The 13,676-nt window shown below is 69.7% G+C and carries 13 protein-coding genes; 9 read left to right on the top strand and 4 right to left on the bottom strand.

Translation table 11 applies throughout. The features are described from left to right. Nucleotides 1–2: 2 nt before the first annotated feature. Both HNP44_RS05475 and HNP44_RS05480 read left to right on the top strand, forming a co-directional pair. Nucleotides 3–437, top strand: a complete 435-nt coding sequence (locus tag HNP44_RS05475) for an SRPBCC family protein (RefSeq protein ID WP_259142221.1) — start codon at nucleotides 3–5, stop codon at nucleotides 435–437. A 175-nt stretch (nucleotides 438–612) separates the two neighbouring features. Next, nucleotides 613–1,197, top strand: coding sequence for a TetR/AcrR family transcriptional regulator (locus HNP44_RS05480; RefSeq protein ID WP_259142220.1), 585 nt, complete (start codon nucleotides 613–615; stop codon nucleotides 1,195–1,197). 29 nt (nucleotides 1,198–1,226) lie between these two features. Here HNP44_RS05480 and HNP44_RS05485 read toward each other — a convergent pair whose 3' ends face one another. Next, a complete protein-coding gene (locus HNP44_RS05485) occupies nucleotides 1,227–2,201 on the bottom strand; it encodes an alpha/beta hydrolase (protein WP_259142219.1) in 975 nt (324 codons plus the stop codon). Between the two features lie 402 nt (nucleotides 2,202–2,603). Between HNP44_RS05485 and HNP44_RS05490 the strand changes: the two genes are divergently transcribed. The 3 genes from HNP44_RS05490 (at nucleotide 2,604) to HNP44_RS05500 (ending at nucleotide 4,982) form a co-directional block, all read left to right on the top strand. Then, a complete protein-coding gene (locus tag HNP44_RS05490) occupies nucleotides 2,604–2,909 on the top strand; it encodes a hypothetical protein (RefSeq protein WP_259142218.1) in 306 nt (101 codons plus the stop codon). A 97-nt stretch (nucleotides 2,910–3,006) separates the two neighbouring features. Continuing rightward, nucleotides 3,007–3,921 carry a metal-dependent hydrolase gene (locus HNP44_RS05495; RefSeq protein ID WP_259142217.1) on the top strand — a complete coding sequence of 305 codons (915 nt, stop codon included), beginning with the start codon at nucleotides 3,007–3,009 and terminating at the stop codon, nucleotides 3,919–3,921. Between the two features lie 80 nt (nucleotides 3,922–4,001). Further along, nucleotides 4,002–4,982 carry an NAD(P)H-dependent flavin oxidoreductase gene (locus HNP44_RS05500; RefSeq protein ID WP_259142216.1) on the top strand — a complete coding sequence of 327 codons (981 nt, stop codon included), beginning with the start codon at nucleotides 4,002–4,004 and terminating at the stop codon, nucleotides 4,980–4,982. A gap of 61 nt (nucleotides 4,983–5,043) precedes the next feature. Here the strand turns inward: HNP44_RS05500 and HNP44_RS05505 are convergent, their stop codons facing one another. Together HNP44_RS05505 and HNP44_RS05510 are read right to left on the bottom strand one after the other, a co-directional pair. Next, nucleotides 5,044–6,666: a hypothetical protein gene (locus HNP44_RS05505; RefSeq protein WP_259142215.1), complete on the bottom strand. Its 1,623-nt coding sequence runs from the start codon at nucleotides 6,664–6,666 to the stop codon at nucleotides 5,044–5,046. Then, complete coding sequence (locus HNP44_RS05510) at nucleotides 6,663–7,661, bottom strand: hypothetical protein (protein WP_259142214.1); 999 nt, start codon at nucleotides 7,659–7,661, stop codon at nucleotides 6,663–6,665. The genes HNP44_RS05505 and HNP44_RS05510 overlap by 4 nt, the downstream gene beginning before the upstream one ends. 104 nt (nucleotides 7,662–7,765) lie before the next feature. On the opposite strand from HNP44_RS05510, the gene HNP44_RS05515 reads away from it, so the two are divergent. Together HNP44_RS05515 and HNP44_RS05520 are read left to right on the top strand one after the other, a co-directional pair. Further along, a complete protein-coding gene (locus tag HNP44_RS05515; protein ID WP_259142213.1) occupies nucleotides 7,766–8,404 on the top strand; it encodes a hypothetical protein in 639 nt (212 codons plus the stop codon). Then, nucleotides 8,401–9,198, top strand: coding sequence for a WecB/TagA/CpsF family glycosyltransferase (locus HNP44_RS05520; RefSeq protein ID WP_259142212.1), 798 nt, complete (start codon nucleotides 8,401–8,403; stop codon nucleotides 9,196–9,198). The genes HNP44_RS05515 and HNP44_RS05520 overlap by 4 nt, the downstream gene beginning before the upstream one ends. Here HNP44_RS05520 and HNP44_RS05525 read toward each other — a convergent pair. Beyond that, on the bottom strand, nucleotides 9,158–10,036 hold the full coding sequence (locus HNP44_RS05525; protein ID WP_259256838.1) for a glycosyltransferase family 4 protein: 879 nt from the start codon (nucleotides 10,034–10,036) through the stop codon (nucleotides 9,158–9,160). The genes HNP44_RS05520 and HNP44_RS05525 overlap by 41 nt on opposite strands. A gap of 257 nt (nucleotides 10,037–10,293) precedes the next feature. Between HNP44_RS05525 and HNP44_RS05530 the strand changes: the two genes are divergently transcribed. After that, the gene (locus tag HNP44_RS05530) at nucleotides 10,294–11,694 is read left to right on the top strand and encodes a flippase (RefSeq protein WP_259142210.1); all 1,401 of its coding nucleotides are present in this window, start codon (nucleotides 10,294–10,296) and stop codon (nucleotides 11,692–11,694) included. After that, complete coding sequence (locus tag HNP44_RS05535) at nucleotides 11,691–13,673, top strand: glycosyltransferase (protein WP_259142209.1); 1,983 nt, start codon at nucleotides 11,691–11,693, stop codon at nucleotides 13,671–13,673. Before HNP44_RS05530 ends, HNP44_RS05535 begins: the two co-directional genes overlap by 4 nt. The last annotated feature ends 3 nt before the right edge of the window (nucleotides 13,674–13,676 follow it).

Raw genomic sequence — 13,676 nt, forward strand, 5'->3', positions numbered from 1 at the left:
CAGTGATCACCAAGCAGCAGACCGTGCGCACCGCGGCGCCCGTGGAAGTCGTGTTCGCCTACCTGGCGGACTTCACCCATGCGCAGCAGTGGGATCCCAACGCGGTCGCGGTCACCTGCCTGGCCGGTGACGGCGGCGTGGGCTCGACCTACCAGGTTACGAGCATGTTCGCCGGTGTACGCACCGATCTCGACTACGAACTGACCGACCTTGAGCCCGCCTCATTGATCCGGTTGCGGGGGCACAAGAGCTCGCTGACCGCAGTCGACACCATCACCATCGCGCCTGACGGGGCCGGGAGCGCGGTGACCTACGCGGTGGAGTTCAGCTTCCACGGCGCGTTCCGCCTCTTCGAGCCAGTCCTCACCCTCGCCGTGAACAAGCTCTTCACGGACGGGGCCCGCGGGCTCTCGGCGCACCTGGACGCGCTCGCCTGAACTTCGAACGAGCTGCCCTGGCATCAGAACCCCAGCGAGCCTTCGCCGGAGCCGGCGACCCGTCGGTCGTTTCCATCCGCGGCGGCGTCGGCTCCGAATGATCGGTGACCATGTTTCCGATCAGGAGGCGCCTCACCGTATGGATACGACGGCCCGCCAAGGTAGACCACCCCGCATGAGCCGGGACAAGATCGTCGCGACGGCGATCGAGATCCTCACGCACGAGGGCTACGCGAACTTCTCCATGCGCCGCCTTGCTGCCCGGCTCGGCTCGAGCCCCATGGGGATCTACTACTACTTCGACTCGAAGGACGAACTCCTCGACTACCTGTTCAACCGGCACGGCGGCGTGGCCGACCACCAGCGCGATCGTCCGTCGGACGATCCCTTCGAGCGCGTCGTGGAGTCCTCGGTGGCGGTGGTGCGTTTCCTCGAGGCCCGGCCCTGGGCGCTCGTGGGGATCCTGGACGGCTACATCGGGGTGGAGGAGTTCACCCGGGTCCACCTCCGGGACCTGGCCGACGGCGTGCGCGGCCTCGGTTTCGACGAGGAGGACGTAGCGGAGACAGTGCGCGGGATCTGGCGGATCGCGATCGGCGAGGCCGTGGTCGGCGCCTCGTCGACGCGGACTGCGCGCTCGCACGTCCCGTGCGCGGAGACGATCGAGAGCTACCTGGTGGGAAGGCTCAGCCGCGGCCGGCTCTCCGACCGGTTGGAGCTCTCCAACCGGATGAACGACTCCGTGCGGAGCGGTTCATGACTGCCCCGGTGGGCCTCCCGGACGCCCCCTCACGCGCGCTCCGCGAGGTGTTTTCCGGCGGAGCCGATCGCGGCGCGGGTGAACGCCCGCATCGATGTCGCGCGGGCGGCCAGGATGTCAGCGGCGTGGTACATCCCCGGCTCCACGAGCAGCTCCACCGGCGCTCCGGCGGCCTCCAGCCGACGCGCGTAGTCGACGTCCTCGTCGTGGAAGAGGTCCAGCTCGCCGACGCCGATCCACGCGGGCGGCAGGCCGGAGAGGTCGGTGCGACGGGCGGGCGCGGCGTAGGCGGGGACGTCCCGATCGGCGTGCCCGGCGCCGAGGTAGGCGTCCCAGGCGAAGGCGTTGGAGCGGCGAGTCCACACGAGGGCGCCGCGGTGATCGGCCGGCCGGGTCGGGGTGCGATCGTCGAGCATCGGGTAGACCAGTAGTTGGAAAGCCACGGGCAGGCCCTCGTCGACGGCGCGCTGCACTACGCCCGCGGCGAGTCCGCCGCCCGCGCTGGCTCCGCCCACGCCGATCCGTGTGGCGTCGATTCCGCGCTCGGCGGCACGGTGGTGCAGCCAGCGCAGTGCCGCGAAGCAGTCGTTGTGCCCCGCAGGGAACGGGTGCTCGGGCGCCAGCCGGTACCGGGTGCTGACGACGATCGTGCCCGTGTCCCGCGCGATCCGCACGCACCGCTGATGGTCGATCTCGGGCGCCCCGACGATGGTGCCGCCGCCGTGGATCCACAGCAGCGCACCTCCGTTCGGGACCGCGGGCGTGTAGACGTAGACATCCTGCCCGCCGTCGACGTTGTGCCTCCCCACAGTGACGCCGCCCCGCGTCGGCATGCCCGACGGTCCGCGCGCCGCCCGGACCGCCTTCAGCGTGACCGGCCCGACCGAGGGGATCATCGCCGCGGCGGGGTGCCGCAGTCCGGGCGCCGCTCCGCGGAGGGCGAGGGCTCTCCCGGCGGCCGATCCCGCGGCGGTACCCACCGCTCCGAGCACGGGTAGGAGCATCCATCGAGCCTTCATCGTCGCCTCCGTCGTCCATGCGGTCCGGTTCCGTAGGCACAACCCGGACAGCCCCCGTCGATCATCGCGCATTCCGGCGCCGCTCACCGGGGAGTCGGCGGACCTGCGTTATCGCAGTATGTGCAGAACGCCGGTGGGTGGTGATGCCCGAATTCGGGCGAAATTCGGGCGAAATTCGGGCGATTTCGCGTCAGCGTTGGTGTACGAGGTCCCGCCAACGCGTGGAGTGTGCTTATCCTCTCCTCACGAGATTGCGCAGAAGATCGCCATCGGCGACTGATGGCTGCACGATCGATATTCCGTCGAGCAGCCGGCGGGGAGCACGCGGACCATCGGCACCGGGTACGACACCCGGGCCGAGTAGCCCCCAGGGAAGGCACGAACGCCATGCGCAGGTCGAAGACCGAGACGGTCACCCCCGATCCCGAGGCTGCGGTGGACGCGGCAGCGAGCGCCCCGGCGAGGGTCGATCCAGCGCTCGCGATCGGCACGGAGGTCGTCGCTTTCGCCGGTTCGGACCGCGAGTCCGCGGGTCGGATCGTCGACGACTTCGGCGACTTCACCCCCGTCGCCACGGAGTACGACGGGGAGCGCATCGCCGAACCCGCCCGACGATGGGCCGTCCTCACGACGAGCGGTGACCTGCTCTTCGCCGACTCCGCCGACCTCACTGCCGAGCCGACGGCAAAATGATAGAAATCGGCGCTTGACATATCACCGAGCGCGCACCAGACTTCGGATCAGTTCCTACATCGTTGTACGAATCTCTCCGACAGGGCTGGAGTCGAGCATGGTGTCCCTCAGCAACAAGGCCGGTGTCGCCGCGTCCGCGGCGACCGAACCCGTCGGCGTGGAGATCCACGCCCGCAACGTCGAATTCGACTGGGAGAATGTCCCGCTGGAGTGGATTCCGGGACAGCCGGTGGCCAGCGACATCGTCAGCAGCATCCTGCACGTGATCCTGCCCGAGGGTGAGCGCTGGTTCTGCGAGGTCTACACCGAGGCGCTGCCGTATGTGAAGGACGAGGACCTCGCGCGCACGATGCGCGGCTTCATCGGCCAGGAGGCCATGCACGCCGAGTCGCACGACCGCGCCCTCGCCGAGTACCTGGAGCGCTGCGGCATCGACACCGCGCCCCTCGCTCGGCAAATGGAGTACACCTTCCGCAAGATCCTCGCCCCGCGCCGCTACCGCTCGGACCGCGCGCAGTACAACGACATGGTGCAGCGGCTCTGGCTCATCGCCGGCATCGAGCATTACACCGCGATCCTGGGCGTCTTCGCACTCAACAATGCGTGGGACGACTACGACGTCAACCCCGTGATGGCCGACATCTGTCGCTGGCACGGCGCCGAGGAGGTCGAGCACCGGTCCGTCGCGCACGACGTGGCGAACTACTTCGACCCCGGTTACCTGCACCGCGTACGGGCGATGCTCACCATCGTCTTCTTCCTGGGGGTCACGCTGCACCGCTCCTCCGGATTCCTGCTCCGCAAGGACCCGCATTTCAGCTACTCCTACCCGCGGCTGTGGTGGGAGTACCTCAAAGCCTCGCACAAGGGGCTGCTGCCGAAGATCCGCAGCGTCATCAAGTACACGCTGCTCTACTTCAAGCCGAGCTTCGATCCCGCGTCGATCGGGTCGACCGCGCAGGCTGTCGCCTACCTCGCCACGTCGCCTGCCGCCCGCGCCGCCGAGTCCTGACGACGAACCATGGCGCGCGCCACCCGTTTCGTCCAGACTGTGAGGGTTCACCGGCCACTTCGAGAGGACCACGACCGAGCATGATCAGCACCCGCATCACGGAGATGTTCGGCATCGACCACCCGGTGGTCTGCGGCGGTATGACGGGCCTGGGCACCGCCCCGCTCATCTCGGCCGTCGCCAACGCCGGCGCGCTGGGTTTCCTCACCGCGCTGACCCAGCCGAGCCCCGAGGCGCTGGCCGCGGAGATCAAGCGCACGCAGGACCTGACGGACAAGCCTTTCGGCGTGAACCTGACGATCCTGCCGACGATCAACCCCGTGCCCTACGACGAGTACCGCGCGGTCATCGTCGAGTCCGGCGTGAAGATCGTCGAGACCGCCGGGTCGAGCCCCGCGCCGCACCTGCCCGACTTCCAGGCTGCCGGCGTCAAGGTCATTCACAAGGCCACCAGCGTGCGGCACGCCCTCTCTGCCGAGCGTAAGGGCGTCGACGTCATCAGCATCGACGGCTTCGAGTGCGCCGGTCACCCGGGCGAGGACGATGTGCCCGGGCTCATCCTCATCCCCGCCGCCGTGCGGCAGTTGCGCATCCCCGTCATCGCCTCGGGCGGCATCGCCACCGGCAGCGGCCTCGCCGCCGCGCTGGCACTGGGCGCCGACGCCGTCAACATGGGTACCCGCTTCATGGCGACGGTCGAGGCCCCTATTCACGAGAACGTCAAGAACCAGATCGTCGCGAACTCCGAGCGCGACACCGTGCTCGTCTTCCGGAACTTCCACAACACGGCCCGGGTCGTGCGGAACTCGATCTCCGAGCAGATCGTCGCGATCGGCGAGCGGCCGGGCGCCGTCTTCGACGATGTCGCCGAGCTCGCGTCCGGTGCCCGTGGCCGCACCAACGTCCTCGCGGAAGGGCGCATGGAGGACGGCATGTGGTGGGCCGGCCAGACGCAGGGCCTCGTCGAGGAGGTCGACACCGTCGCCGCCGTCGTCGACAAGGTGGTCGCCGATGCCGAGGAGATCATGACCCGCCGCCTGCCGGGCCTCGTCCGCAACTGACCGATCCCCGGGCCCCGAGGTGCCAGGTGTCGTCGCGCGTGGAAGCGACCTCTGCGGGGCCTCAGTCCACCTGGAACCAGCCGGCAGAGTAGCCGCCGTCGTTGCCTCGCCCGTCCATCGCCAGCGCCATCGGCGGCAATGTCGTGCGGTGCGTGCCGCCGGGCTTGTGTTCGTCCCAGGTCACCATGACCCGCAGCATGTACCGGCCCGGCTTGAGCCGGGGCAGCACGACGGTGTCGGTCGACACCGACACCGGGGGTGCGGCAGTGAGGTCCTGGTACGGCTGGGTCGAAACCATGGACTTCAGGTCGGGTGAGCCGTCGACCTGTGCGACCTTGCGGCCGGACTCGGTGACCACCTGGTACGAGACTCTCCAGCGATCGTAGGTCGGCGCCGAGCCACGGTTGACCCAATGCACTGCCGCGCTCGGGCCCGAGCCGCCGGCGGTGACGTCCACCCGCTCCACCGCGTATCGGTAGCCGGCGAACTTCGTCGCCCGCTCCCACAGCGTGTACTGCTCGTCGGTCATCCGCTCCGGTCGGCTCTGTGCGGGGAATCCGGTGCTGGAGACGAGCGAGACATGGCCGTTCACCACATCGCGCAGGCCCCGACGGTAGTAGTCCAGCACGGTGCCGCCGGAGAGCAGCTGCGGCGGCCATTCCGTGATGACCGGCGCAGTACGGAACCGCGTGGCGAGCACGCCGATGAGGGGATCACGGTTCTTGACGTACTCCGACCAGCGGTTCTCCGCCCAGGTCGGGAGGATAGGCATGGCGCCGAGCGAGTCCGAACGGATGCCGACAGGGCGCCGCAAGGTCTTCACCTCGGGGCTGTCGCGGAGCAGGAGTCCGGCGATCGCGGGATTCCCCATCGTCGAGACGATCTGGGTCGACGGGAAGGCGCGCAAGGTCGCGCCCACCAGCCGCTGCGCCGACGCGTAGGTGAGGTACTGGTCGCGGTACTGGCTGTAATAGCCGAGGTCGGCCCGGCTCGACTCGGGGGATGGTGCGGGCACCTTCAGCGTATCCCGTGCGAAGGCGACGTGGTTCTCGCTGAAGTCGCCGTAGCCCGACATCTCGTACATCGCGACCCGCTCGTCACGGTCGTAGCGTCGGCCCAGCGCGGTGATCAGGGCTGCGAATCGGTCGAGGTAGGCGGCGCTGTTCCACTCCGGTAGGACGTAGTCCACGCCCTCTGCGCTGCGGGTGGTCGTGGCGCCCGGGATCGAGCGAAACCAGTCCGGCACCATCGATACCGTCTGGCCCTTCGTCGTCGCGTCGCAGCACGAGTCGAATGCGGTGATCCGGAACCCGAATTGCCGTCCCTGCGATGCCGCGCTTGCGATCTCCTTGTCCAGCGCGCTGAAGTCGTAACGCTCCGTGTCGGGTGCGCTCGCGGCCACACGGGCCGGATCTCTCGGTTGCAGCACGCGCCACGGAATCCGGACGCTCTCGAAACGTGTGCCGGGCCATGCGGGTCGGTCCCGATTCGGATCGCTCGATTGCGGGAACAGGGGTGTGAGGATGTTCTCGTACTGGCCGCGCATCGGATTGACGAGGTCCGGGCCGTCGAAGTCGACGGTGCCGGGTTCCGTTGGGCGCGAGGTGCATCCGCCGACGACGGCGAGGGTGAGCGCGAGTGCGACGACGCGCTTCGGTACGACGCCGGAACGCGCCTGTGTCACCCCGAAGTGCCGAGGCGGCGAGAGTCCTCGTCGTCGCCATCGATCGTGGGGAGCGGGAACTCGGATTCCTCGGAGATGACCTCGACGTGATCGCGCCACCGCGTCATCGCGCGCTGCTGCGCGCGGCCGGCGGGACGGGCCGGGCGCGGAGGGGCGGGGCGGGAGGCTCCCCCGTCGTCCTCTTCGCGCGGACGCGCTACCTCGAGGCGTGCCGCCGGAACGAGCACGGGTCCGGTGGGAAGCTTCGGCTTGGTGGTTTTCGTCGCAGCGGCGGACGGATCGATCGCGTCCGGGGCGGTCGACGTCGCAACCCCGCTGAGCGGACTCGACTCCTGGACCTCGGCCTCGCCGGCCGTGCGCCGCTTGCGCCGCGCGTCGAGACCGGCCGCGACGAGCAGGCTGATGAGGAGCCCGGCGAGACCGGCGCCCATGGCGAGCCCGCCGGCGTTGCTCATGGCAGTGCTGCCGACCTCGGTGCCGGTCGTGGGCTCCGTGGTCGTGCGGAGATCCGCGTAGACGCCCGGGGTGACGCCCGCGTCCTTCTGGATGGAGCGCAGTTGGTCTCGCATGAAGCCGATCAGCGCCGCAGCGCCGGCCTTCGCGGCGTCGGGATCAGCAGCCGGCACCGTGATCGTGACCTGCGGGGACAGCTGGGAAAAGCTGGAGTCACCGGCGACGGACCCGATCGTGTAGTCCGGCGAAGCGCCGACGCGGGCGACCAGCTCACGTGCCTGCACCGATTGAGCAGAGCTCGCCAGGACCCACGCGAGCTGCGTCGTGCTTCCGGAAAGATTGGTGAACGGGTTGAGCATGGCGTCGGAGGCCCCGGGCGTCGCTGGGATCGACGGAGGAACCACCAGAACCGCGGCGCGGGTCTCGTACTGGACCGTCGCGGTGCGGTAGCCGACCAGGCCGCCGCTGATGGCGCACACGACAACGACCACGATGACGAGTGGTTTCGTGAGCACCCAGCGGAGGAACGCCGCGACATTCATCCGTCCGACCCCGTTTCGTATCGTCGGCTGGGCAGTCATGTCCAACCTAGTAATGTGTGGAGTTGCATTCACAGCAGTCCGAGGCTTCATCATACTATGGCATGGTGAGTATCTTGAATCGTCGCGGGAGCCGTGCATCGGTGCAGCTGCCGGGGGCCTGTCATGCGGTCGACGACCATCGCTACGCTCTCCGCCGACCACGGCTCGGGGACTTCCCCACCTGGCGCGATGCGCGAATCGCCCATGCGTCACGGCTGGCGCCGGCCTTCGGAAAGTCGGGGCTGCAATGGGCCGTCGACAGTAGCGCGGAGGCCTGGGTGGAAGCGTTCGGGCGCTCGAGGGCGGCGGCGAGAAGCGGGCTAGCGCTCCCGGGAATCGTCACGGAACTGCATCCTGATCGCGGAGAGCGCGTGGTAGGCGAGGTGGGGATCTGCGCGGTCGATCCGGTGACGGCCACAGGGGAGATATCGGTGTGGTCGGTAGCGCGGCCGGCGAGCGTGGTGCCGTGGGCCGCCAGCGCGATCGTTCTCGCAGGATTCGATTTGCTCGGCCTCGCCCGGGTGGTCGCTCCCGTCGCCGTCGTCAACCGTGGGCCGCTGCGTGCGCTGGGGAGGATGGACTGGGTGCGCGCGGCGAATAGACGGTCGTTACGTGAGTACGAAGGCGTCCCGCGCGAGCACGGCATCTGGGTCCTCGAGAACACACCGGCGGTTCGTCGGCGGCTCGTAGGGCTGGCGACGTGAGTACGCGCACCGCGATGGTGGTCGACGACCAGCAGGTGGTGTGTGCCACCGACGCCGATGTGCTCAGCAGGATAGGGCTGAGGATCGCGATGGGTGGATCCCGGCCGCTCGCGATCTGCTCCGCCAACGTCGACCACTTCCACCACTTCGGGCGCGGACGGCGCAGGCTCGGTCGGGATGTGGACTGGCTCTCCGTGGCCGACGGTGCGCCCGTCGCGCGCCGGGGCGCGGCGCTCGCGCGTCATTCGTGGCCGCGGGTCACCGGTGCGGATCTCCTGCCCTCGGTGATCGCGATGGCAGAGGAGCGTTGCTGGAGCATCGGGTTCGTGGGCGGCACGCCCGCGATGCACGACAGGTTGGCCGGCGTCCTCGCCGAGCGGTATCCGGCGCTCGATGTCGCAGGTTACTGGGCCCCGGAACGCACCGAACTCGACGACCCCGCCGCATCCGCTTTGCTGGTGAACGAGATCCGGGAGGCGCGGCCCACCGTGCTCATCGTCGGTCTCGGCAAGCCGCGGCAGGAGCAGTGGATCGATGAGGCCGGGCCCGGGACCGGGGCGGAGGTGCTGCTGCCCTTCGGGGCGGCGGCGGACTTCATGGCGGGAATGGTGGTGCGGGCGCCGGCGGTCTGGCAGCGCGCCGGGGCGGAGTGGCTCTACCGGCTGTGGCAGGAACCGCGCCGGCTGGGACGCAGGTATCTCGTCCAGGGGCCGCGGGCGCTGCTCAGGCTGCGACGGGCCAGCCTCGAGCTGGTCACATGGCCCGAACCATCTCGGCCAGGTGGCGCACCATGACCGCGGTCGTGAACTGTTGTCGTGCGACCGCCGCCGCTCGTCGACCCATGTCGATCCGCATGTCCTCGTCGATCAGCAATGCGCCGATCGCCCGCGCCATGGCGTCGGTGTCGCCGGGCGGCACGAGGAGTCCGGTCTCGCCGTGCTGAACGTAGTCGGAGACTCCGGGATTGTCGGTCACTACGAGGGGGCGGCCGCTGGCCATCGCCTCGAGGACCACGGTCAAGCCGGAGCCCGTCACTGTGGGATGCAGGGCGATCGCGACCACAGCGGCACGGCGGTAGAGGTCCCGAATGCGGCCGTTGAGGCGTTCCGTGTGCACTGTGACGAGGCCCGCCGGCGCGTGGACGGGAAGGCTGGAAGCCAGTTCCAACGTCGCGGTCGGCACCGAGCGGCGGACCTGCTCGACCGCCCCGACGAGCGTCGAGTGGTCGCGGAAGCGGTCCTCGCCGGCGCTCATCACGACGTCTCCCACTCCGGGGACCGGCTGCTCGGCGTAGAAGTCCGTGTCGATCCCCAGGGGGATGAAGTGCAGGCGGTCCGGCGCGATCTTCCACTCGTTCCCGATCACGGGCAGAACGGCGGAGCTTTGCGCCCATACTGCGGCGGCTCGTGGCAGCGCGCGTGCGGCGAGCGCTCCGTGCACGCGCCCGGCGCACGCACGGGTGGTCAGCCAGCCGATGCCCGCCGCCACCGGTGCATCGCCGCGCAGCAGCGCGGGCACGCCGGTCCGCTCGTCGTAGGCGAGCACGGCGTCGGCGTCGTCGGTCGACGGCGCGCCCACGAATTCGTATCCGTCGGTGCGGTGGCGCACGGAGCGCGCGATTCGCTGCAGCATGCGCGAACGGTCATCGATTCCCGACGAGGCGAAGCGCACGTCGAGGCCGTGGTCGGCCAGCTGATGGAGGCCGTACGGTGAACGATCCGGAACCTCACCGGCCTCATGCCGGACCGACCAATCGGCCGGGGACAGTCCCCCCGCCAGCGGAATCACTACGCGCATCCGAACCTCCTCACGGCGATGAGATTAACGCCGAGGCCGAACCCTCGTTGCGCGGGCGTGCTTCCGGCGGGCGGATCGCGCGAGCGTTCAGCATGCAGTTCGTTGCCCGGATCCTCGGGCTCGTGGCGTCGATCGGCACCGTCGCCCTGACAACGCGGTCGCTCGGACCGGGCCCCTACGGGCAGCTCTCCGCGGCGATCATGTTCATCGGACTCTGGAGCAGTCTCACCGAACTGGGCATCGGCGCGGTGATCGTGCGCCGCGTGACTGGCGGCTCCGGAGATCTGTCGCGCCTGGTGCGGGTGAACGCCGGCTTCTCGTTGACGTACTGCGTCCCGCTCGGCGCGGCGGCTGCGCTTACCGGCTGGCTCATCTACCGCGACGATCCGCTGGTCGTCGCCATGATCGCGATCATCAGCTGCAGCCTCGTGCTCACGACGCTCAGCAGCTGTGTGCAACCGGTCTTCGTCACCGATGTCCGCTTCGGCGCGGTCGCGTTGTCGGACCTCGTCGGTCGACTCATGTCCTTCGGCCTGACCTTCGTCCTCGTCCACGTCGGGGCCGACCTGTACTGGTACGCCGTGGTCCAGTTGGTCCCGCCGCTGGTGGTGCTGCTGATCCAAGGCGGCGTCGCTCGCCGGATCATCGACATCCGGCCGATCTTCTCGCTCCGCGAGAGCTGGGAACTGGTCCGCGAGAGCCTTCCCCAGACCGGCGTCCTCGTCATCGCGGCGCTGTATTGGCGCTCGGACGGCGTCTTGCTGTCGGTCCTGAGCACCAAGGAGGAGACGGGCGCGTACAACCTCGCGTATACGGTCGCCTTCAACGCGACCGTGATCTCGAGCGTCTTCCTCTGGTCGACGCTGTCGACCATGACCAACCTTTTCGCCACCGATCGCGACGGGTTCGCCCGGTTCACGGAGCGCAGTATCCAGGTCATGCTGTTCGTGGCCGCGCCCCTCGCCGTAGCGGGCACGCTGCTCGCGCCCGAGCTGGTCAGACTGCTCGGCTCGGAGGAGTTCGTCGCTGCTGGCGGCAGCACCCTGGCGCTGCTGTTCGTCGCGGTCGCGATCCGGCTGGTCACGGGCACGTTGAGCCAGGGGCTGTTCGCGGCCCACGATCAGGTCTTCCTCCTGCGGCTCAATGTCGTGAGTCTGTTGGTCAACGTCGGCCTGAACCTCGTGCTGATCCCGCAGTTCGGTGCGAAGGGCGCCGCGGCGTCGCTCGTCGTGAGCGAACTGCTCGGCTTGGCGGTCGCGACGTGGCGGCTGACCGGCCGAACGCCGTACCGAACGCCGTGGATGTTCCTCGTACGTCTGGCCCCGCCCGTCGCGGCCGCAGCGGGCGTCTGCGTGGTCGGGCACTCCCTGCCGGTCCTGCTGGTGGGTGCCCTAGCCGCCGCGGCCTACCTGATCGTGAATCTGCTGCTCGGGCCCGTGCGCCTGCACGACGCCCGCGGCCTGCTCCGTTCCGAGGGAGGAAGCGACGAATGACCGCTGAACGCGTCCAACTGGCGGGCGGACTCCGGCAGGGCCCTCCGCCATCGGAACCCACGCAGCGCGACCTGGCCGTCCTGATCGTCGCCTACCGCGTCCCCCGCGACGTGGCGACCTGCCTCGACGCCGTGGCCGCCCACCTTCCCGGCGCGCCCGTCCTCGTCTGGGACAACTCCGGTCCCGAGTACCCGGGCATGGACGAGGTGCGGGAGGCGTATCCCACGGTCGAATGGCACGGCGACGGCCGCAATCTCGGCTTCGCCGCGGCGGTCAACAGATTGGCCGACCTCGTTCCGGGCCATGACCTCCTCCTTCTCAACCCCGATGCCGTGCTCTGCGGCGGGCTCGACGCGACCCGCAGCGCGCTGCGCCGACACGGCGTCGCGGCAGCGGCCCCCGAGGTCCACGATGCGGAGGACGCGGGTGGCCGGCGCCGCGGGTGGGACGTCGCCCACCGTCGGCGGGGCGTGCTGCGGGGTCTCGTCTCGCGGGCCGGGTACGCCGAGGTATTGCGCCGGACTCCCTTCTCGGACCTGTACGCGGAACCTCCGGAGCGCGTCGAGGGATACCTGACGGGAGCGTGCCTGGCGATCAGCCGGGACGCCTGGGATGCGCTGGGGCCGTTCGATGAGGAGTTCTTCCTCTACGGCGAGGAGACGGACTGGCAGCGGCGGGCGGTCGACGCGGGGTGGTCGCTGGAGTTGACCGATGATGCGGGCGTGGAGCATTCGGGCCACGGCACGGTCCGGGACGATGCCGTCGCCTGGCGCCGTTCCGCCGATCTGCTGCGCGCGAACATGGCCTTGAACATCGAGCACGCAGCGGGCGCCCGCGCCGCCGGTGCCTTTCTGCTCGGTGACTCGTTGCTCGACCGGTTGCAGCGCAGCAAGCGCGCGAGCCGCGGTGCCGTGGCGCGCGGGGACCTGCCGAACGTGGTCTTCACGGTGAACAGGCTGGTGTTCGGTGGCGCCGAGCGCCACCACCTCGTTCTCGCGGGAGAACTGCAGCGACGCGGCTATCCGGTGACGGTGGTCTGCCTGCAGCGTTTCGGGCCTCTGATCGCCGAGGCGCCGGACGGGGTGCGGGTGGTGCGCCAGCCGTGGTGGGGACCGCTGCTGGACCTGCCAGCGGGCCCCGCGATCCTGATCAGCGGCGATACCAACACCGAGACGGGCTTCGCGACCCTCTGGCGCGCAGGTGGGCGGGGCCGGAGGTGGCTCGTCGGCGCGCACATACCGCCGGAGACCGACGGCCCGACCTATTCGGCCCCGCTCGCCGCAGCGATGCGCCGCTCCGACGGTTTCGTCGCGCTCTCACCGGCGCACCGCGATAGCGTGTCGGCGCACCAGCGCGTGGCACGCGGCTTCTCCGTCGCGCCCAACGGGGTCGCGCGGCGCGCAGATCTCAAGGAGGTTCCCGCGCGCCGTCCGGTGGACCGCGCTCCGCGTCTGGTCATGCTGTCGCGGATCGTCGAGCACAAGAACCCACACCTGCTGGTTCAGGCGCTCGCGGGCCTCACGGAGTACGCCTGGGAGTTGGACATCTTCGGTGACGGACCCGACCGCGCCCGACTCGAGGCACTCACTCCGCCGGAGCTGGCGGGGCGGGTTCGGTGGCGCGGCTGGTCCCCCGGGCCCGAGCACGCCTTCGCCGACGCCGACCTCGTGTGCGTCCCGAGCGGGTCCGAGGCGTTCCCGATGGTGATCCTGGAGGCGATGGCCCGGCGTGTGCCCGTGGCCGCGTCCGCGGTCTGCGCGGTCCCGGACATGCTCGACGACGGGGCTGCGGGCGCCTTGGTGCACGACGTCACCGTGGCGGGCTGGCGGGAGGCCCTACGTGACCTGCTTTCCCGCCCCGAGGACTGGGCCGAGCTGGGCGAGCGTGGCTTCGCGCGTATGCGCGAGCACTACACCGTCGAATCCATGGCGGATGCGTACGAGGCGGCGTTCGCCGAAGCCATGGCGGTGCGTTCGTGACGG

The sequence above is a fragment of the Tsukamurella ocularis genome (genome assembly GCF_024807615.1).
In the GTDB taxonomy this organism is placed as follows: Bacteria; Actinomycetota; Actinomycetes; order Mycobacteriales; family Mycobacteriaceae; genus Tsukamurella; species Tsukamurella ocularis.

What these genes read in the sequence shown, in the direction of transcription:
- HNP44_RS05480 (WP_259142220.1), top strand. Translation starts at nt 613, where the DNA reads ATGAGCCGGGACAAGATCGTCGCGACGGCGATCGAGATCCTCACGCAC.
- HNP44_RS05485 (WP_259142219.1), bottom strand. Translation starts at nt 2,201, where the DNA reads ATGCTCCTACCCGTGCTCGGAGCGGTGGGTACCGCCGCGGGATCGGCC.
- HNP44_RS05490 (WP_259142218.1), top strand. Translation starts at nt 2,604, where the DNA reads ATGCGCAGGTCGAAGACCGAGACGGTCACCCCCGATCCCGAGGCTGCG.
- HNP44_RS05495 (WP_259142217.1), top strand. Translation starts at nt 3,007, where the DNA reads ATGGTGTCCCTCAGCAACAAGGCCGGTGTCGCCGCGTCCGCGGCGACC.
- HNP44_RS05500 (WP_259142216.1), top strand. Translation starts at nt 4,002, where the DNA reads ATGATCAGCACCCGCATCACGGAGATGTTCGGCATCGACCACCCGGTG.
- HNP44_RS05510 (WP_259142214.1), bottom strand. Translation starts at nt 7,661, where the DNA reads ATGAATGTCGCGGCGTTCCTCCGCTGGGTGCTCACGAAACCACTCGTC.
- HNP44_RS05525 (WP_259256838.1), bottom strand. Translation starts at nt 10,036, where the DNA reads ATGCTGCAGCGAATCGCGCGCTCCGTGCGCCACCGCACCGACGGATAC.
- HNP44_RS05530 (WP_259142210.1), top strand. Translation starts at nt 10,294, where the DNA reads ATGCAGTTCGTTGCCCGGATCCTCGGGCTCGTGGCGTCGATCGGCACC.
- HNP44_RS05535 (WP_259142209.1), top strand. Translation starts at nt 11,691, where the DNA reads ATGACCGCTGAACGCGTCCAACTGGCGGGCGGACTCCGGCAGGGCCCT.